Source organism: Flavobacterium sp. HTF, from assembly GCF_003105115.1.
Lineage (GTDB): Bacteria > Bacteroidota > Bacteroidia > Flavobacteriales > Flavobacteriaceae > Flavobacterium.
On record NZ_QETH01000045.1, the window covers coordinates 16,433 to 36,211 of the forward strand.

20 protein-coding genes are annotated in these 19,779 nt (G+C 33.1%); 11 read left to right on the forward strand and 9 right to left on the reverse strand.

Features of this window, described 5'->3' with window-relative positions; all coding sequences use genetic code 11:
* Positions 1–47: 47 nt before the first annotated feature.
* The 9 genes from lon (at position 48) to rpsA (ending at position 10,366) form a co-directional block, all read left to right on the forward strand.
* Positions 48–2,501: an endopeptidase La gene (gene lon / locus DCO46_RS13950; protein ID WP_116753127.1), complete on the forward strand. Its 2,454-nt coding sequence runs from the start codon at positions 48–50 to the stop codon at positions 2,499–2,501.
* A gap of 215 nt (positions 2,502–2,716) precedes the next feature.
* On the forward strand, positions 2,717–3,736 hold the full coding sequence (gene porQ / locus DCO46_RS13955) for a type IX secretion system protein PorQ (RefSeq protein WP_116753128.1): 1,020 nt from the start codon (positions 2,717–2,719) through the stop codon (positions 3,734–3,736).
* Between the two features lie 9 nt (positions 3,737–3,745).
* Positions 3,746–4,345, forward strand: coding sequence for a murein L,D-transpeptidase catalytic domain-containing protein (locus DCO46_RS13960; RefSeq protein ID WP_116753129.1), 600 nt, complete (start codon positions 3,746–3,748; stop codon positions 4,343–4,345).
* Positions 4,346–4,389: 44 nt separating this feature from the next.
* On the forward strand, positions 4,390–5,082 hold the full coding sequence (cmk, locus tag DCO46_RS13965; protein ID WP_116753130.1) for a (d)CMP kinase: 693 nt from the start codon (positions 4,390–4,392) through the stop codon (positions 5,080–5,082).
* 69 nt (positions 5,083–5,151) lie between these two features.
* A complete protein-coding gene (locus tag DCO46_RS13970) occupies positions 5,152–6,528 on the forward strand; it encodes a nucleoside permease (protein WP_116753131.1) in 1,377 nt (458 codons plus the stop codon).
* Positions 6,529–6,639: 111 nt separating this feature from the next.
* Entirely contained in the window at positions 6,640–7,359 is a 720-nt protein-coding gene (locus DCO46_RS13975; protein WP_116753132.1) for a hypothetical protein, read from the forward strand.
* Positions 7,360–7,381: 22 nt separating this feature from the next.
* Positions 7,382–7,741 (forward strand): hypothetical protein, encoded by a 360-nt coding sequence (locus tag DCO46_RS13980; RefSeq protein ID WP_116753133.1) that lies wholly within the window; start codon positions 7,382–7,384, stop codon positions 7,739–7,741.
* Positions 7,738–8,232 (forward strand): hypothetical protein, encoded by a 495-nt coding sequence (locus DCO46_RS13985; protein WP_116753134.1) that lies wholly within the window; start codon positions 7,738–7,740, stop codon positions 8,230–8,232. Before DCO46_RS13980 ends, DCO46_RS13985 begins: the two co-directional genes overlap by 4 nt.
* Positions 8,233–8,587: 355 nt before the next feature.
* Entirely contained in the window at positions 8,588–10,366 is a 1,779-nt protein-coding gene (rpsA, locus tag DCO46_RS13990; protein WP_068840655.1) for a 30S ribosomal protein S1, read from the forward strand.
* Positions 10,367–10,593: 227 nt separating this feature from the next.
* On the opposite strand, the gene DCO46_RS13995 is transcribed toward rpsA, so the two are convergent.
* Positions 10,594–11,133 carry an ExbD/TolR family protein gene (locus tag DCO46_RS13995; protein ID WP_116753135.1) on the reverse strand — a complete coding sequence of 180 codons (540 nt, stop codon included), beginning with the start codon at positions 11,131–11,133 and terminating at the stop codon, positions 10,594–10,596.
* 211 nt (positions 11,134–11,344) lie between these two features.
* On the opposite strand from DCO46_RS13995, the gene DCO46_RS14000 reads away from it, so the two are divergent.
* On the forward strand, positions 11,345–11,899 hold the full coding sequence (locus DCO46_RS14000; RefSeq protein WP_116753136.1) for a fasciclin domain-containing protein: 555 nt from the start codon (positions 11,345–11,347) through the stop codon (positions 11,897–11,899).
* 59 nt (positions 11,900–11,958) lie between these two features.
* Here DCO46_RS14000 and DCO46_RS14005 read toward each other — a convergent pair whose 3' ends face one another.
* The 8 genes from DCO46_RS14005 to DCO46_RS14040 form a co-directional block, all read right to left on the reverse strand.
* Positions 11,959–12,804 carry an EamA family transporter gene (locus DCO46_RS14005; RefSeq protein ID WP_116753137.1) on the reverse strand — a complete coding sequence of 282 codons (846 nt, stop codon included), beginning with the start codon at positions 12,802–12,804 and terminating at the stop codon, positions 11,959–11,961.
* Positions 12,805–12,900: 96 nt separating this feature from the next.
* Positions 12,901–13,044 carry an SsrA-binding protein gene (locus DCO46_RS14010; protein WP_116753138.1) on the reverse strand — a complete coding sequence of 48 codons (144 nt, stop codon included), beginning with the start codon at positions 13,042–13,044 and terminating at the stop codon, positions 12,901–12,903.
* Between the two features lie 78 nt (positions 13,045–13,122).
* The gene (locus tag DCO46_RS14015) at positions 13,123–14,253 is read right to left on the reverse strand and encodes a serine hydrolase (protein ID WP_116753139.1); all 1,131 of its coding nucleotides are present in this window, start codon (positions 14,251–14,253) and stop codon (positions 13,123–13,125) included.
* A complete protein-coding gene (locus tag DCO46_RS14020; protein ID WP_116753140.1) occupies positions 14,243–14,560 on the reverse strand; it encodes a serine hydrolase in 318 nt (105 codons plus the stop codon). The genes DCO46_RS14015 and DCO46_RS14020 overlap by 11 nt, the downstream gene beginning before the upstream one ends.
* 12 nt (positions 14,561–14,572) lie before the next feature.
* Entirely contained in the window at positions 14,573–16,408 is a 1,836-nt protein-coding gene (locus DCO46_RS14025; protein WP_116753141.1) for a M56 family metallopeptidase, read from the reverse strand.
* Positions 16,409–16,417: 9 nt separating this feature from the next.
* The gene (locus DCO46_RS14030; RefSeq protein WP_116753142.1) at positions 16,418–16,786 is read right to left on the reverse strand and encodes a BlaI/MecI/CopY family transcriptional regulator; all 369 of its coding nucleotides are present in this window, start codon (positions 16,784–16,786) and stop codon (positions 16,418–16,420) included.
* A 31-nt stretch (positions 16,787–16,817) separates the two neighbouring features.
* Positions 16,818–18,431: a M56 family metallopeptidase gene (locus DCO46_RS14035; protein ID WP_116753147.1), complete on the reverse strand. Its 1,614-nt coding sequence runs from the start codon at positions 18,429–18,431 to the stop codon at positions 16,818–16,820.
* A gap of 7 nt (positions 18,432–18,438) precedes the next feature.
* Positions 18,439–18,807 carry a BlaI/MecI/CopY family transcriptional regulator gene (locus DCO46_RS14040; protein ID WP_116753143.1) on the reverse strand — a complete coding sequence of 123 codons (369 nt, stop codon included), beginning with the start codon at positions 18,805–18,807 and terminating at the stop codon, positions 18,439–18,441.
* Between the two features lie 489 nt (positions 18,808–19,296).
* Here DCO46_RS14040 and DCO46_RS14045 point away from each other — a divergent pair.
* A partial coding sequence (locus DCO46_RS14045; protein ID WP_124019568.1) for a hypothetical protein occupies positions 19,297–19,779 on the forward strand: 483 nt, incomplete at its 3' end.

The following is a 19,779-nucleotide window of genomic DNA, read 5'->3' on the forward strand; positions in this document are numbered from 1 at the left end:
TACTGTTAGAATTGATAATTTAATGACAAAACGACTTATATATTATTATGTCAAACCATAAAATACTTACCATTGACAATCTGTCACTTCAGGAATTTGATTCAGAAGCAGAATTAATCCCATTATTAACTCCGGAAGACGAAGAGGAAATGAATAATGAAGAGCTGCCGCTTTCCCTGCCAATTCTCCCTTTGCGAAATACCGTTTTATTTCCTGGTGTTGTAATACCGATTTCTGCCGGAAGAGACAAATCAATAAAGCTTATTAATGATGCAAATGCCGGAGGAAAAATCATTGGTGTTGTTTCTCAGATTAACGAAGAAGACGAAGATCCGTCAAAAGATGATATTCATAAAATAGGTACTGTTGCCAGAATTCTGCGTGTTTTAAAAATGCCAGACGGAAATGTCACAGTTATTTTACAAGGAAAAAAGCGTTTTGAAATTGACGAAGTTGTTTCAGAGGAGCCTTACATGACAGCTACTATTAAAGAGGTGACAGAAGAGCGTCCTGATGAAAATGATACTGAGTTTACTGCTATTTTAGATTCTGTTAAAGAATTGGCTATTCAGATTATTAAAGAAAGTCCAAATATTCCTTCTGAAGCTACTTTTGCGATCAAAAACATTGAAAGCCAATCGTTTCTAATCAATTTTGTTTCTTCTAACATGAACTTATCGGTAAAAGAAAAACAAGGTCTTTTATCCATAAACGGATTAAAAGAAAGAGCACTTGAGACTTTGCGTTATATGAATGTTGAACTTCAAAAATTAGAACTAAAGAATGACATTCAGTCAAAAGTTCGTTTTGATCTAGATCAGCAGCAACGCGAATATTTCCTTCACCAGCAAATGAAAACCATTCAGGAAGAATTGGGAGGCGTTTCTCAGGAAGAGGAAATGGACGAAATGGGACTAAAAGCGAAAACCAAAAAATGGGACGAAAAAACGCAAAAACATTTCGAAAAAGAATTATCTAAAATGCGTCGAATGAATCCACAGTCTCCTGATTTTGGAATTCAGCGCAACTATTTAGAATTGTTTCTGGAATTGCCATGGGGAGAATATTCCAAAGATAAATTTGATTTAAAATACGCTCAGAAAATATTAGACAAAGACCATTTCGGACTTGAAGAAGTTAAGAAAAGAATGGTAGAACATTTGGCCGTTTTAAAATTGCGAAATGACATGAAATCGCCAATTATTTGTTTGACAGGGCCTCCGGGAGTTGGAAAAACATCAATTGGGCGCTCCGTTGCCGAAGCCTTAGGACGTGAATATGTACGTATTTCGCTTGGTGGTTTACGTGACGAAGCTGAAATTCGCGGACACAGAAAAACCTATATTGGTGCCATGCCGGGAAGAATTATTCAGAGTTTGAAGAAAGCGGGCACTTCTAATCCTGTTTTTATTTTAGATGAAATTGATAAATTATCCAGCGGTAATAGTGGTGATCCGTCTTCTGCCTTACTGGAAGTTTTAGATCCGGAACAAAACAGTTCTTTTTATGATAATTTCCTTGAAATGGGATATGATTTATCTAAAGTAATGTTTATTGCAACGTCAAATAATATGGCGGCCATTCAGCCTGCTTTGCGTGACAGAATGGAAGTGATAAAAATGTCAGGTTATACTATTGAAGAAAAAGTAGAAATCGCTAAAAGACATTTGTTTCCAAAACAATTAGAAGCACACGGTTTAACAGCTAAAGATTTGACAATTGGTAAAAAACAACTGGAAAAAATTGTAGAAGGTTACACGCGTGAATCCGGAGTTCGTAATCTGGAAACTAAAATTGCCCAGGTTATCCGTAATGCTGCAAAAGCAGTTGCAATGGAAGAAGAATACAATAAAAAAGTAACAGACGAAGATATTATTACGGTTTTGGGAGTTCCAAGATTAGAACGTGATAAATACGAAAATAATGATGTTGCCGGGGTAGTGACAGGATTGGCCTGGACAAGTGTTGGCGGAGATATATTATTTATTGAATCATTGATTTCTGAAGGAAAAGGAGCATTGACAATTACAGGGAATCTTGGAAATGTCATGAAAGAATCGGCTACAATTGCTTTAGAATATATCAAAGCAAATGCTAAAAAATTAGGTCTTCCAATCGAATTGTTTCAAAAATACAATATTCACCTGCACGTTCCGGAAGGAGCAACACCAAAAGATGGCCCAAGTGCCGGTATTGCGATGCTTACCTCATTGGTTTCTTTGTTAACGCAAAAGAAAGTAAAGAAAAGTCTTGCTATGACAGGGGAAATTACGCTTCGTGGAAAAGTTCTTCCGGTTGGCGGAATCAAAGAAAAAATCCTGGCTGCAAAAAGAGCTAATATTAAGGAAATCATTTTGTGTCATGAAAATAAAAGTGACATTGATGAAATCAAAACAGAATATCTGGAAGGCCTTACTTTTCATTATGTAAAAGAAATGAGCGAAGTTTTGACTTTAGCCCTGACCGATCAAAATGCTAAAAATGCCAAGACGTTAAAATAAATCTGATATAAATACCATCCCGATAGTTTCGGGATAAATTCCAAATTTCGAATGTAATCTTATTTACTATTGGAATTTGGAATTTTTTTATGCGCTTAAAAATCGATTTTAATACTTAAAAATCTGAAATTTACATAGTTATAAATTTATTTTTTAAATTATATAATTTTATATTTGTATTTGCGTTATTCCCATATAGGAACGCCACCAAAAGCATGATAAAACGACTTGTTTTATTTTTATTGATATTATTAAGTTCGGTTTCTTTCGGGCAAATTGGAGGGCGTTATACTTATCAGTTTCTAAATCTAACTACTTCACCAAGGCAGGCAGCGTTAGGTGGAAAAACGATAACAATTTATGATGAAGATGTCAATCAGGTTATGTTTAATCCAGCAACTTTAAACGCAGAGATGGATAATCACCTGGCAATGAATTACGGAAATTATTATGGTGAGGCCTCTTATGGAACGGCTTCCTATGCATATACTTACGACAGACATCTTCAGACTTTTTACGCAGGTGTAAGCTACATTAACTATGGTATATTTGAAGGTTATGATGAAAACGGACAGGCAACTTCTAATTTTACAGGAAGTGAAGGCGCTCTTTCATTAGGCTACGCATATAATATACCTTTTACCGATATCCACGTTGGAGCAAATGCCAAGTTGATCACTTCTACTTTAGAAAGTTACAATTCTGTTGGAGGTGCAATTGATTTAGGCTTTTTATATATAAATGAAGAAAATGATTTGAATCTGGCGCTTGTAGTCCGAAATCTTGGAACGCAGTTTACTACATATTCAGGGATACAGGAAAAACTGCCTCTTGAAATCATTGCCGGAGTATCTCAGGAACTGGAACATGTTCCGTTGCGCTGGCATCTTTCTTTAGAAAATTTGCAACAATGGAATATTTCCTTTTCAAATCCGGTTAGGGGAGAAACAAACATTGACGGTTCAACAAGTGAAGAAAAAGTTTCTTTTGTAAATAATGCTTTGCGACATGTGGTTATAGGAGCAGAACTTTTTCCTAAAAAAGCATTTAATATAAGATTAGGATACAACTTTAGAAGAGGGGAAGAATTAAGGGTGGAAGAGCAGCGCAATTTTTCAGGAGTCTCTTTGGGATTTGGTCTTAAAATGAACCGGTTAAAATTTAATTATTCGTACTCAAGATATACTTTGGCGGCCAATACAAGTCTTTTCGGACTAATTTTTAACTTTCAATAAAGAAATTATATGAAACTATTTTATTTGATTCTTTTTTTTACTGCAGGTTTTTTTAATACCTCAAAAATTAATTTTAAAGACGAAAACTTAAGTACTGCGGAGGTTGAAAGACTAAATTTGCAGATCAGTGAAGTAAAAGAAAAAATCGGAGTGAGTTCCGGTTACAGTACAAAAATTGCTTTTTTGGTTGATATGAAAATCAAATCAGGCAAAAACCGCTTTTTTGTTTATGATTTAGAAAATGAGAGAATCATCGATCAGGGACTTGTTGCCCACGGTTGCGGTTCAGAGACAGGAGTGAGGGGAGAACTTAAATTCAGTAACGTTCCTGAATCCAAAGCAACTTCATTAGGAAGATACTCCATAGAGAAATGCTATAATGGAATGTTTGGTAAGGCATATAAATTAGTAGGTTTAGATGAAACCAACAGCAATGCATTAAAAAGAGCAATCGTTTTGCATAAATATTCAGCAGTTCCTGAAAATGAACAGGATTATTATATTTCACGCAGCCAGGGCTGTCCTATGGTGAGTGAAGCTTTCTTTAAGAGAATAGAAAAAATAATTGATAGTTCTAAGTCGAAAATTATTCTGAATATCTATTATTAAACGTTACATAAGAATTACAAATTTATAAAATCAAAAAGATTATTTTGAACAAAATTACCATTGCAATAGACGGATTTTCGTCAACAGGAAAAAGTACTTTAGCAAAACAGTTGGCAAAAGAATTAGAGTATGTATATGTCGATACCGGCGCAATGTACAGGGCAGTCGCTTTGTTTGCAATGCAAAACCAATTTATAGGGCCTGATTTTTTTGATAAAAACAGTCTTGTCAATTCACTTCCAAAAATTCAGTTAGAGTTTAAATTCAATGCAGATCTTGGATTTGCAGAAATGTATCTTAATGGGGAAAATGTTGAAAAACAAATCAGAACCATTGAAGTATCCAGTTATGTGAGCAAAGTTGCCGAAGTTTCTGAAGTACGTTCTAAATTGGTAGAACAACAACAGGAAATGGGTAAAAATAAAGCTATAGTTATGGATGGCAGAGATATTGGAACTGTAGTTTTTCCGAATGCAGAACTTAAGATTTTCATGACGGCCAGTGCCGAAACCCGTGCTCAAAGACGATTTGACGAGTTACAGCAAAAAGGAGACAATGTTTCTTATGAAGATGTTCTTAAAAATGTTGTCGAAAGGGATTATATAGATACACACCGTGAAGACTCTCCGTTGGTTATAGCCGACGATGCTATTGAAATTGATAATTCTTACCTTACCCGGGAAGAACAGTTTTCTGCTGTTCTGGAATTAATAAATGACGTTGTTAAAACGATATAATTTTTTGTAGATATCATTTTTAATGGTAGTTTTACCGCTTCATTTATTTTACAAAGACAATTTCATCATATGGGAATTAAAAACAGGTTGATTATAATGAGCTTTCTTCAATTTTTTGTTTGGGGAGCCTGGCTTATAACAATTGGAAATTATTGGTTTGGAACTAAAAACTGGGAAGGAACACAGTTCGGTCTTGTTTTCGGAACCATGGGAATTGCTTCTTTATTTATGCCTACTCTTACCGGTATTATTGCCGACAGATGGGTAAATGCTGAAAAACTTTATGGAGTTCTCCATATTCTTTACGCAGTCGTTTTATTTGCAATAGCACAAGTGACAACTCCGGATACTTTTATTGTAGTGATGCTTTTGGCCATGTGTTGCTATATGCCAACAATTGCGTTGAGCAACTCTATTTCCTACACTTCGCTAAAACTAAGTAATAAAAATATAGTAAAGGATTTTCCGCCTATTCGTGTTTGGGGAACTATTGGTTTTATTGTAGCCATGTGGATTACAAACTTAAGCGGGAGCAAAGCAACAGAGTTTCAGTTTTATATTGCCGGAATTGGTTCTTTGATTTTAGGAATTTATGCTTTTACATTGCCTAAATGTGAGCCACAGCGTCTGATTAAAGAAAATGCGACATGGATTGAAACACTTGGACTGGAATCTTTTAAATTATTCGGAAATTACAAAATGGCTTTGTTTTTTGTTTTTTCAATGTTTTTAGGAGGAGCACTTCAATTGACAAATGCTTATGGAGATGTTTTTTTGGATGAGTTCAAACATTTTCCAAAATATGCTGATTCATTTGTAATCAAATATTCGACTATTATTATGTCGATTTCCCAGGTTTCTGAAACATTATTTATTTTAGCGATTCCGTTTTTCCTGAGACGTTTTGGAATTAAACAGGTTATGCTGATTAGTATGCTTGCGTGGGTTTTGCGTTTCGGATTATTTGCCTTTGGAGATCCTATTAGTGGATTATGGATGATTATTCTATCCTGTATCGTATATGGAATGGCGTTTGATTTCTTTAATATCTCAGGTTCGTTATTCGTAGAAAGCAATACAGATTCTAAAATTCGTTCTTCTGCACAAGGATTGTTTATGATGATGACCAATGGAGTAGGAGCAGTTTTTGGAAGTTTGACTTCTGGATGGGCTATTGATCGTTTCTTTACTAAATCATTTAATACCACAGCAGAATTAGCCGGATTTTTACAAACAGATTCGTCAAATGCACAAATGACAGAATTTGTTAAAAAACAAGGAAATTCAATTTCTGTAGATGGTGTTTTTTCTAATCCTGTTTTGATGAAAGACTGGCATACGATCTGGCTTTCATTCGCAGCTTATGCTTTGGTTATTGCAATTGCTTTCGCCATTTTATTTAAACATAAACATGATCCTAAGGAAATTGAGAATTTGAGTCATTAAGAACTAATAATATATTTTAAAAATCCCGTTTTCAATAATTTGAAAACGGGATTTTTTTATCACTCTGTATACGTTGAATGCGTATATTTGAGTTTTTAAGATATAAATTAAATGCAAAATCAACAAAAGAATCTACTTCCTCCTTTTCAGTCTGTTAATTCTGTTCCAATGCTGTTTTTTAATTTCATCTTTGGACTTTTTTTTGTTTTTTTTGCGCTCTTTTTTATGGGAGGAATGGTTTATTTGGTATTAAATCCTTTTGAGGAAGCAGGTTTAGACGAAGTAGCTGGTGTTATCCTTTTTTTAATTTTCCTTATCGCTATATTTGGTATAGTTGTATTGGTAATATATTCCAGAAAAAAAATGTATACCACAACTATAATTGATGAAAAAGGAATTCGCTATTCAAATAAGTTTAATGGCAAGATTATAAAGGAATTACCATGGAGTAGTTTTGCTAAAAGAGAGTTAACGACTTTGGATTTTCCAAAATATGTTGTTAGCTCGAACACACCAATGAAATCTGCTTTTGATCAGTTTTTCTGGCCAATTTTAAAAGATAAAAAAGTAGTGATTCATATAGATGCCTTTCAGGGAAGACATTTTTTTTGCCTGTTGTATTCGAATCGTACTGAATTGATTCGGGTTTTTTTACTTGGACTGGCTCACTATAGACCTGATATCACTGTTGATCCGTCTGTTTTTGTAAAGCACTATATTAATCCGGAAAATTATATTGTTGAATATCGTAAACGTTTGATTACTCAAGCTATAGGATTTGTATTTTTTATATTTATAATAGTTGTTATATATTATTTTGTATTTCACTGATATTAATTTAAAATAGATTGTTATGTTGAAACGGATTTTAGGCGTAATTGCTGGTTACGCAATTTTTGTAATTAGTTCTGTACTTCTTTTTAGGGTTTCAGGAGTGAATCCGCATTCTGATTCCTCTCAATTATTTATGATTTTGACATTTGTGTACGGAACTGTTTTTTCTTTTATCGGCGGACTTATAACGCAAGTGATTTCGAAAACCGGAAACCTTAAAGTCAATTATGTTTTATTTATTATAATGGCCGGTTTCGCAACATTTTCATTTTTTAATTCGAGTGGTAGTTCCTGGACGCAATTATTGGCAATTTTTGTTTTTGCTCCGGTTTCTGTTTTGGGTGGATTGTTTTGGATTAAAAAAAAAGGTAAAAAATGAAATGTTTTAAAGTTTTCTGTGTATTAATATTGTTTGCTTTTATAAATTGTAAAAAGAAAACTGAAAATTTTGTTCCAACAACAAAACTAGATGTAATTCTTAAAAAAGATGATCTTAGTAAAGCTTATTATGATTTCAGGATAGAAAATCCTTATCTATCTTATTTGCTTAAAGATCGAGCAAGCTTTGAAAAATTCATCAATAATATTCGGACTGAGGATATGCTTTTATTGACAGAATGTGAAAATCCAATGGTTCGGTGTTTTGCTTTTAAGGCGTTAATACAACAAAATTACCCTAAAATTAGAGAAATATTATCTAGACACAAGTTTGATAATCAAGACGTAGAATATTTTTCCGGTCGTTGTATTAAAATGAAGATTTCTGTAAAGGATTATATGTTACAACAACTAAGCCCATATTCAGAAAATAAATATTCTTTTAATAAAGCTCAATATAAACATATTCAGAACGAGTTTTGGAAAAATTAAATAAAAATTTCCCCTGTTTTGGAAGCTGTCTGGTTCGCTTTTTATGTTCTTGTTGAAAACCGAAACTTTTAATCTTGCACTGATTGAGTGATTATCCTTATTGTGGCAGTGTTTGCCAGAAGATAAGAGCGAAAGTGGGACATTGATCTTGAACAACCCGAAATCTTCTGCTCCTGAGCAATTGGCTGAGAATCATTTACAATTGTTTTGCTATTACAAATATTTGTAGTAATTTTGCAAACCTTTTGGCAAAGAAGAGTTTCCTTTAGGTATCAACTATTTATGTAAAACAACTTCTGTTTTTTCTACTGCTTTATGAAACTCGAGGAAAACAGAATACAAATTTTTTATCAGCATGTCTGAACAATTAAAATCACAAGAAGAGTTTTTAGCAAATTTTAACTGGCATAACTTCCAAGAAGGAATTGATGCAGTAGATGAGAAAAACTTACAAGAGTTTGAAGAACTAGTATCAAAAACTTTCATCGCTACAGATCAGGAAGAAGTAGTTGAAGGAGTTGTTGTTAGAATTACAGATAGAGACGTTATCGTTGATATCAATGCTAAATCTGAAGGTGTTATTTCTTTAAACGAATTCCGTTACAACCCAAACTTAAAAGTAGGTGACAAAGTAGAAGTATTAATCGACATCCGTGAGGACAAAACAGGTCAATTAGTATTATCTCACAGAAAAGCACGTACTATCAAATCTTGGGATAGAGTTATTGCAGCTAATGAAACTGGAGAAATCGTTAACGGTTTTGTTAAATGTAGAACTAAAGGAGGTATGATCGTTGACGTATTCGGTATCGAGGCGTTCTTACCAGGATCTCAAATTGACGTTAAGCCAATTAGAGACTACGATGTATATGTAAACAAAATGATGGAATTCAAAGTGGTAAAAATTAACCACGAATTCAAAAACGTTGTTGTATCTCACAAAGCACTTATCGAGGCTGATATTGAAGTACAGAAAAAAGAAATCATCGGTCAATTACAAAAAGGACAAGTATTAGAAGGTGTTGTTAAAAACATTACTTCTTATGGTGTGTTCATTGACTTAGGTGGTGTTGACGGATTAATTCACATTACTGACCTTTCTTGGAGCAGAATCAACCACCCAAGTGAAGTTCTTGAATTAGACCAAAAATTAAACGTTGTAATCCTTGATTTCGATGATGAGAAAACAAGAATTCAATTAGGATTGAAACAATTAAACGCTCACCCATGGGATGCTTTAGATGCTAACTTAACAATTGGTGATAAAGTAAAAGGTAAAGTAGTTGTAATCGCTGATTACGGTGCATTTATCGAAGTTGCTGAAGGTGTTGAAGGTTTAATCCACGTTTCTGAAATGTCATGGTCAACTCACTTACGTTCTGCTCAGGACTTCGTGAAAGTTGGAGATGTTGTTGAGGCAGTTATTTTAACTCTTGACAGAGATGATCGTAAGATGTCATTAGGTATCAAACAATTAACTCAGGATCCATGGACTGACATTACTTCTAAATACCCAGTAGGTTCTAAACATACAGGTATCGTTAGAAACTTTACAAACTTTGGTATTTTCGTAGAATTAGAAGAAGGAATTGATGGATTAATCTACATTTCTGACCTTTCTTGGACTAAGAAAATCAAACACCCATCTGAATTTGTAAACGTTGGTGAAAAACTTGATGTAGTTGTATTAGAATTAGATGTTGAAGGACGTAAATTATCTTTAGGTCACAAACAAACTACTGCTAATCCTTGGGATCAATACGAAGATTCTTTCGCTGTAGGAACTATCCACAATGGTGAAATTTCTGAAATCGTTGACAAAGGAGCTACTGTAGAATTCGGAGATGATATCGTTGCTTTCATTCCAACTCGTCACCTTGAAAAAGAAGACGGAAAGAAATTGAAAAAAGGTGATACTGCTGATTTCAAAGTAATTGAATTCAACAAAGAATTCAAAAGAGTAGTTGCTTCTCACACTGCTATCTTCCGTGAAGAAGAAGAGAAAAACGTGAAAGCTGCAACTGAAAATACTTCATCTAACTCTACTACTAATGCACCAGCTGCAACTTTAGGAGATAACAATGATGTATTAGCTGCATTGAAAGCTAAAATGGAAAAAACTGAGAAAAAATAATTCTCAGTAAAGACGCACAACAGTGCGTATTTACATTCATATAGAAAGTCCCACAGTAATGTGGGGCTTTTTTTTATACCTTATATTGTAATTTTAAAAACGTTTTGTGGCACGAATAAACATATTATAAAAATATATTTGTTATGGTTTTCATCTGTCTATTCATCACGACAGGTAATTTTTAATAAGTTCTTTTAGATGAGGAAATTTCGGTTTCCTCATTTTTTTTAGTTTGAAGCCAATAAATTTGATTCTTCCGGAGTGAAATCGTTTACAATTGTATAAGTATCTATTTTTGTGATTGCCATCTCATCTAAAATATCTATTAAATTTTTGAAATTACTTTTTTTGCTAGGTTTGATAATTACTATTACACCATTTTTTGGTTTACCTAATGATGCCATATAATTTTGTACTTCTTGCTTTTTAAGGAGTATTAGCTTTCGAATTCCATTTTTTCCAAATTGAATTTCTTTAGGAGCAGCCTCCTCAGGATAAGATAATATACCTGAATATGTAATTATCCTATCATCGTCTCCAAGTAAAATTGTATATAAACGATTTCCCCTAATACATCCCCCTGTACCGCAATATGGTCCGCAAATAGGGTCTTTATCTGGCAATGCCAAATCCATAACTTTTGCTTTAGATAATTCACCAACAACCATAAAAAATATAATCAGCAAAAAAGAAACGCTGACCATAGCGGTTAAATCTACTCTTGAATTTAGTTTTTTACTTCTTACTTTTTTAGGGAGATTTTGCATAATGAATATGTTTTAAATCTAAATGTAATAATAAAAAGAAAGCAAAATCCATCGTGTTATTAAAAATAATCAAAAATAATTTTTAAGATTAAACACTTGTTTTTCAGTTGTTATTGCGGATTTTTTAGAATTCTTTTTAATTATTTTAATTTTTCGTAAAACCAAAAGAGATATTACAGCGTAAATGAGCTTATAACTTAAAATATTAATTATGAAAACTAGAAATTTTTTAGCCACAGCAATTTTAGCCTTGACATTCGGATTTACATCATTTGCTCAAAAAACAGTAATGGTTGGCGGAGCAGCAATGTATCCTAACAAAAATATTGTAGAAAACGCAGTTAACTCAAAAGATCATACAACACTTGTTGCTGCTGTAAAGGCTGCTGACTTAGTTGAAACTTTACAGAGCAAAGGACCATTCACTGTTTTTGCGCCGACAAATGCTGCATTTGACAAATTGCCTGCAGGAACTGTTGAGACATTATTGAAACCGGAAAACAAAAAAACTCTTCAAACGGTTTTGACCTATCATGTTGCTGCCGGAAAATGGAATGCATCTGATATTGCAAAAGCAATAAAAGCAGGTAAAGGAAAAGCGACTATTAACACAGTTAGCGGTGGAACTCTTACTGCCTGGATGAAAGGAAAAGATTTATATATCAGCGATGAAAATGGTGGTGAAGCAAAAGTAACAATTGCAGATGTTAACCAGTCAAATGGTGTTATTCATGTAATTGATGCCGTATTATTGCCTAAAAAATAATAAAGATCTCCAAAATCACCTACAATGAAAAAGTCCTGCAGACCTGTGCAGGGCTTTTTCTATTTTTTTGCTGTTAATGTAGACCCTGCAGAAGCAACCACTACACAAACCACAGCTAATATTTCGTAAAAGGTTAAGTTTTCCTGTAAAAAGATAAAAGCACAAATAGAAGCCGCAGCGGGTTCTAAACTCATTAAAATACTAAAAGTTCGCGGAGGAAGCTGCCCCAGAGCTTTCATTTCGAGAGTAAACGGAATTGCACTCGATAAAAGAGCCAGTGCAACGCCCATACCAAAAAGTTTTGGTGTCAGATTTATTAATCCGTTTTCGTAAAAACCAAAAGGAAGGATTAAAAGTGCGGCAAACAACATTCCGGTAGAAACAGCCTGTCCGCTATTCATAATTTTCGAAACTTTACCGCCCAAAACAATATACGCTGCCCAAAGTGCTCCGGCCAGAAGGGCAAATAGAACTCCCAAAGTGTCTATTCTGTTATTTGTCCATGGAGCAATCAAAACAATCCCTGCAGCTGCCAGCAGAACCCAGATATAATCAACTATTCGCCTTGATCCGATTATAGCAACTAATAAAGGTCCGATAAACTCTAATGTTACTGCCAGTCCGATTGGAATTCTTTCGATAGCAAAATAAAAAACCAAATTCATTGCCCCCAAGGACAACCCATAAGGGATAACAATTTTCCATTGTTGCGGAGTAATTTGTCTTAGATTTGGACGATAAGCCAAAAGAAGTATTAATGCTGAAATGCCAATTCTGATAGAAGCTGTACCGGCTGCACCAAGTGCAGGAAATAATGTTTTGGCAATTGCTGCGCCACATTGTACACTAATAATTGCTAATAGGACTGCGGGTACCGGAGGAAGGTTAAATTCTTTGTTTTTCATAAAAATTGTGCTGAAATGTAGTAACGCAAAAGTACTGTTCAAAAGAGCATTATGTTACATTTTGCTCAATATTTTACATGAAAATATGTAATGATATTAATTACCCAAAGCTCGTTTTGTAACGTAAGCACGATAACCAATAATAGCCATTTGCCATTTTTTTGCTTTGGCGATGTCCAGACCTTGTTTGGTAAAACTTGGTAAAATCAGTTTATTTATTTTGGCTAAAATTTTATACATGGCAGGGGATTTTTTTCAAAGATATAAAAAAAAGACTTTGCAATGTGAGCAAAGTCTTTTAGTGGTTATTTATTAAAATTAAATTTTGAGTATTAAATTGTCATCACCGCCATTCTCTTTATTAATGGCATTTTGTGGAGCTTCTGCCCAACCTGTATTGTTTATAACAAACTTGAACAAATAGATTTTGTTTTTCTCAAATTGACTTTTAGGAACTGAAAGTTCATAAGTATCTTTGTTCTTTTTTATCATTTGATAATTTTTATCCTGAGGATTCCAACCATCAAAAGAACCGGCAATAGAAACACTTTTTACAAGATCCGGATTTAAATCGCTGTCATGCTTATAAATAAAGATTATTTTATCATTTACCAGTTTATATCCGTAAACTTGTTTTGGCAGATTATTTTTGGGCAACAGATAAGTGCTTAGACTTGTAATTGCTTTTTCTAATTCTTCAGCAGTGTTTTTGTCACTTATATTTACAATAACAGAAATCCCGAGTTTTCGTTCCGGATAAACAATCAGCATATTTTGAGTACTAAAAGCACCGCCGTGTTTCCTGCAGTTTTTGCCATTATCATCTACCATAATATAGTCCCAGAAATAGCCATTCCAGCCCGAATTACTATTATAGAGATTTCGCTGTGATTCTGCAACAATTTTGTTTTTAGTGTTGAGTTCAAAAGCTATAAATTTTACCAGGTCACCCAAACTGGATTTTAAATATCCCGCAGCTCCCCACAGATTATCAGAGAGCCTGGGCATCAAGATGTTTTTTTCGTTGTATCCGTTTGCGATTATAACATTTTGACTCACATTCAGTTGAGTGGAGTTCAGCCCCAGTTTATTAAAAATATTTTCTTTTAGTAATGTTTCATAACTTTTATGATATACATTTTCTAAAATATGTGCTGTCAGCTGTATGCTTCCATTACTGTATTTGAATTTCGTCCCTGGTAAAGTGTCTAATTTTATGGTTTTTAAATCTTCAAAGAATTTTTCCCGGCTATAATATTCATCTAATTTCTTAAATGCAAGATAACTGGTATCATTAAAGTTTTTTCGCAGTTCAGCGCTGTCCGGTAAATCTTTATTGAATCCTGTTCTAAAAGACACTAAATCCTGTATCGTAATCGGCGTTCCCTGATATTCTAAATTGGGATAAGTACCTGTAATATATTTTCTTATATCATCATCAAGACTTATCTTTTTTTTCTAAAACAGCCTGTGCTACAAGCAGTCCTGTAAACAATTTTGTAATTGATGCTATCTCAAAAATAGTATTGTTATCAGCTGTATTTCCTTTTCCTTTGTCTATTTCGCCATAGTGGTTTGTATAGGTTTTGCCATCTTTTACAATTCCAATAGAAACTGAATTTGCTTTTGAATTTTTTAATAATTCTGCAGCCGTTTTATCCATTGCTGTCAAAATATTTTTGTCAGACACTATTTTTTGTTGTGCCTGACAAATAAAAACAGAGATGAAAAACAAAACAAAGAGCTGTTTTTTCATAGCAAATCAGAATTAAGATTTACTGTTTCTTCTTTCTGCTTTTCTCAATTCATTAGCATGCTTTCTCATTTCATTTGCATGCTCTCTCATGATTTCAGCCTGTTTTCTCATTTCCTCAGCATTCAGTCTTGCGTGTTCTGCCTGAGCTCTCATTTCGTTACGTTGAAATTTCGTGTCAAAATCAAAATTAAAATTTTGGTTCATATCTATTTGAAATTTCTCCATCTCGGTATTATACATTTCCATGGCTAATTGAAATTTTTCCATGTCTTTTTCAAAAATAATTTCACGCTTAGACATTATTTCTTCCACTTCTTTTTCAAACGCTTTCATTTCCGGCTCAAAGGCTTCCATTTTCTTTTCAAACACAGCCATGTCTTTTTCAAACTTTGCCATTGCAACCTTGTCATTAAGGTTCAGTGGGGGAGTTGGAGCTTTCGGCATTTTAGACATGTCCGGTGCTTTAGGCATTTCACCTTGTGGAAATACAGGTGCTACAGGTGCAACCGGTGCTGCAGGAGGTAATGGATCCTCTCTGTTTTCGTCTCCAAAATGACGAACAACAACTCTTTCATTATTGATAACTCCAGGTGCCAATGCTCCTTCAGTATCTAAATCCACAGTTTTTTTGCCATTATTATCAGTGCTAACGGCAAGAATGCAGTCTTTTATAGCTTTATTTCCATCGATTTTTATGGTTTGTTTTTTACCGGTTTCAGATTTTATCCTGATTTGAATCGCTGTCAGTTCTTTTTCAGAATTTCTTTTTACATCAGAAATTTCGATATCCAGATTATGACTCGCTTTCAGTTTTTCTGCAAGTTGTTTTAATTCCTCATCTGTTGAGTTTTTTGTGATTTTAAAAGTTTCCTGAGCTTCTTTAAGAGTGTCTTTTTGAATTACATTCTCTTTTTGTATTCTTTTTTCCTGTGCGATAGTCTGTATCTGGAATAAAAGTATAAAAGCAGCCAGTGCCGGAACAATGGCATAGTATTTCCAGTGATTTCTCTTTTTTGATTGATTTTTGTTTAACATAACAATTCGTTTTTTGATTAATGATTGATAAAAATGATTGGTGATGGCAACGCAGGTTTCGTGCGTTGTAATTTTTAAAAGCGTGTATTGATACGCTTTTTTGTCGCTGATTTTTTTAGCCGCTTCACTATCGGCAATAAATTCAAGATTTTGTAAAATAGCTTTTTTATAAAGCCATACAATCGGATTGAACCAGAACAAAATGCAGAAGATTCTCGAAATTAAAACATCAATAGTATGATGCTGATCGCTGTGAACCTTTTCATGCTCCAAAATATTTTCTAATTCGGATGCAGTGTAGAGTGATGAGTTATACACAATGTAATCGAAATAGGAGAAAGGAGCAATGTTTTCCTTTACGTCAATAAATTTAAAATCTTCCTGCTGTTCAATTTTTTTTCCTTTCAGAACGGAGTTTAAGCTATAAAAATCCAAAGCAAATTTGATCATGAAAGCAGCAAATCCGATGCTATAGACTATCAGACAAACCAAATTCCAATTGATTTCAAAACCTTCTTCTAGAGCTGGTTGTGCTCTATGTACAGTCGAATATGACGCGACGTCTGCATACGATTTATAATTTTTAGTATCGTTATAAACGGTTTCTGTTTCGACAGGAACAGGTGCGGGGTCAATCCAGATTACCTTGGTATAAACTACAAACGGCAATATTACAGAAGTCAATAATCCGGCAATCAAGAACCATCTGCTGCTGTTGAAAAAAGTTTCTTTGCGAAGTAATAAAATGTAAGCAAAATAAAATGTTGCCAACAACCCGCCTGATTTTAGAATAAAAATGAAAAGTGCTTCCATGATATTTGATTATTTTACTTCTTTAGGATTTTCGATCATTGCTAAGATTTCGCGTAATTCGTCGGCAGAAATTTTTTCTTCTTTGGCAAAAAACGAAACCATACTTTTATAAGAACTATTAAAATAATTGTCAATTGCTGTGCTCATAAAGCCTTGTCGGTAGTCTTCAATACTCACCGCGGGGTAGTATTGATGTGTATTTCCAAAAGCATTATGAGCAACATAACCCTTATCTTCCAGATTACGCACAATTGTAGAAAGTGTGTTATAATGTGGCTGATCTTCCAAAATCTCTGCCTGAATTTCTTTTACGAAAGCTTTTTTAAGCTTCCATAAAATATGCATGATTTCTTCTTCTTTATTCGTTAATTTTTGCATTTTATATTTTTATAAAAATTAAATAAAAAGCTTATTTACGGGTTTCAATAACGATTACGCCATTTTTACCTTTTTCACCAAATTTGGCAATTGATGCTTCTCCTTTATATACATTCATTGTTTTAATATCATTGGAGTTAATATCATCAAGGCTAAAAGCAGAAGGTTTTTCTTCACCATCGATAATGATGAGTTGTTTTCCGTCTTTATTGGTTTTAACAGAATTAGAAACAGCTATTGTTGAACCATCTCTGACAGTAATTGTAGTAGAATTAGTATCTGTGTTTACGTTTACATTAGTGCTACTATTTGTATTATTATTTGTGTTAGTTTTTGTACTAGTAATAGAATTAGTGTTGTCATTAGTGTCTGTTTTTATAATTATTTTGTTGCCGGTAACTGTTTTTGAACCTTTAGTAGTTTTAGAATCAAGATTGATTTCTTTACTTACTCCGACTTTAGTATCATCGGTCTGAATGCCTACTTTTTTAATGCCATTCTGATCCGTTATTACAACTACTCCAAAATCTTTAATAGTTTGATTACCTGCTGTCTGGATAGATTTCGCTTCCTGACTGCCATTTTTAACGTCAATTATAATTGAAGTCAGCTCGTTTTCAGCATTTCTTTTTATTTCAGAAGCTTCAAAATCAATATTGTGAATTGATTTTAATTTCTCCTTAATTTGTTTTAAATCTGCATCTGTAGAACTTTTTCTGATTTTGTAAACATCAACAGATTTAATTTCGCCCGCAGCGTCTTTTATGATTTGTTGTTTTTCTTTTGCAACTACTTCTACCTGAAATAAAAGTACAAATGCTGCAAGGACTGGTATTACCGTGTAATACTTCCATGAATTTCTCTTTTTTGATTGATTTTTGTTTAACATAACGATTCGTTTTTTGATTAATGATTGATAAAAATGATTGGTGATGGCAACACAGCTTTCGTGTGTTGTTATTTTTAAAAGCGTGTATTGATATGCTTTTTTGTCTAATAATTTCTTAGCGGCTTCACTATCAGCGATAAATTCCAGGTTTTGGGTAATTGCTTTTTTGTACAGCCATACAATTGGATTGAACCAGAAAATAATGGTAAACAATCTTGAAATCAGCACATCTATGGTATGGTTCTGATCACTGTGCACTTTTTCGTGTGCAATAATATTCTCCAATTCAGACGGGGTGAACATTGATGAGTTGTACACGATGTATTCAAAATAGGAGAAAGGAGCAATATTGTCATTTACATCAACAAACTTGAAATCGGCCTGCTGTTGTATTTTTTTGCCTCTCAGAATAGAATTTAAACTATAGAAATCTAATGCAAATTTTATCATGAAGACTAAAAATCCGAGGGTGTATAAACCCAGCATAAAATAAATCCAGTTAAAATGGAAGCTTTCATTTTCTATGGAATGCGGTAAAGCGGACTGAGCATCCATATCTAACGACTGAACAGTATCAATCCAGATCGTTTTTGTATAAACGAATAATGGCAAAATAGCTGAAACCAGAAGTCCTGATAATAAGAACCATCTGTTGCTGTTAAAAAATGTTTCTTTGCGCAGGAGGAAATAATAAGCACAATAAAACAGTAATATAAGGCTGGCAGATTTGATAATATAGATGAAAAGTGCTTCCATAATTCTATTATTTTTCGTTGTCTTTATTTTCAATCATAGATAAGATTTCACGCAATTCGTCTGCAGAGATTTTCTCTTCTTTGGCAAAAAACGAAACCATACTTTTATAGGAACTATTAAAATAGTTATCAATTGCGGTCTTCATAAATCCTTTTCTGTAATCTTCAATTTTTACAACAGGAAAGTATTGATGTGTGTTTCCAAATGCATTATGACCTACGTATCCCTTTTCTTCAAGATTACGTACGATTGTAGATAATGTATTATAATGAGGCTGATCTTCTTTTATTTCGGCTTGGATTTCTTTTACGAAAGCTTTTTTCAGCTTCCATAAAATCATCATAATTTCTTCTTCTTTGTTTGTTAACTTTTGCATGTCTTCTAATTTTAATTCAAACCTACAACTATTTTTTTAGTTACGCAACTATAAAAATAGTTATTTAACTAAAATTCACGTTTGAAATAAATTTAGAGCAGGAAAATATTTCAATTTAAGTATAATAAATTGAAAATGAATGTTTTATGTAAAAATATAGAAATTGACACGGTATTATTAAAATTTAATAAATCAATCTTTCTAAATTTAAAATTACTTTTTTCTCATAATCGACTATAACTATCCATAAGACATTGAAGATTATTTTGACAAATTTGAATATAAAAAATGCTTTATGTAGTTATTTACTTACAAATTTAGGTATTTTTGTACTGTGTTTAACTTAAAATTGTTATACAGGTGCATCTGAGTTAACAGTAAGCTTATATTTTCAACAACAATTGATTAAAGATTATAGAAACTATGCAAATGGAGGTACAGTAAATTTTAATTCTATGTCTAAACTAACTGCAACAAATTATAAAACAAATGCATTTAACACAGGGATTTGCGACTAATAATTTAATTATGATACAAGATGTTTTGCGAAATTTAGTTTATCTTTTTTATCCTAAGAATATATGTCCTTGGGATCAACAAGAAGAATACTTAAAAACTATAGAATATAAAAAATTAAAAGCAATCATAGATTATTATGATTCTGATGAAAACCTCAAAATACGAAATAATATTAAAAAGGAATTCGAAGGTGATTTAATTCTCAAAGACTTTGAAGATTTTTCAAGATTTGATTGTAATGACAGATGTTTTACATTTTTTCTAAGTATTATTGAAGGTGGTGAGTTACTTTCAATTTCTTTGCATATCAGTATATTATTGCCATATTATTCAATCAGAAAAGGATGGCATCACCATGAACCGTGGTTTACAAAAGAAAGAATGGAAGAGTTGGAACGTGAGAACTTGGATAGTAGAAAGATTGAAGATTTAATTTTAGATGTTGAGAGTATA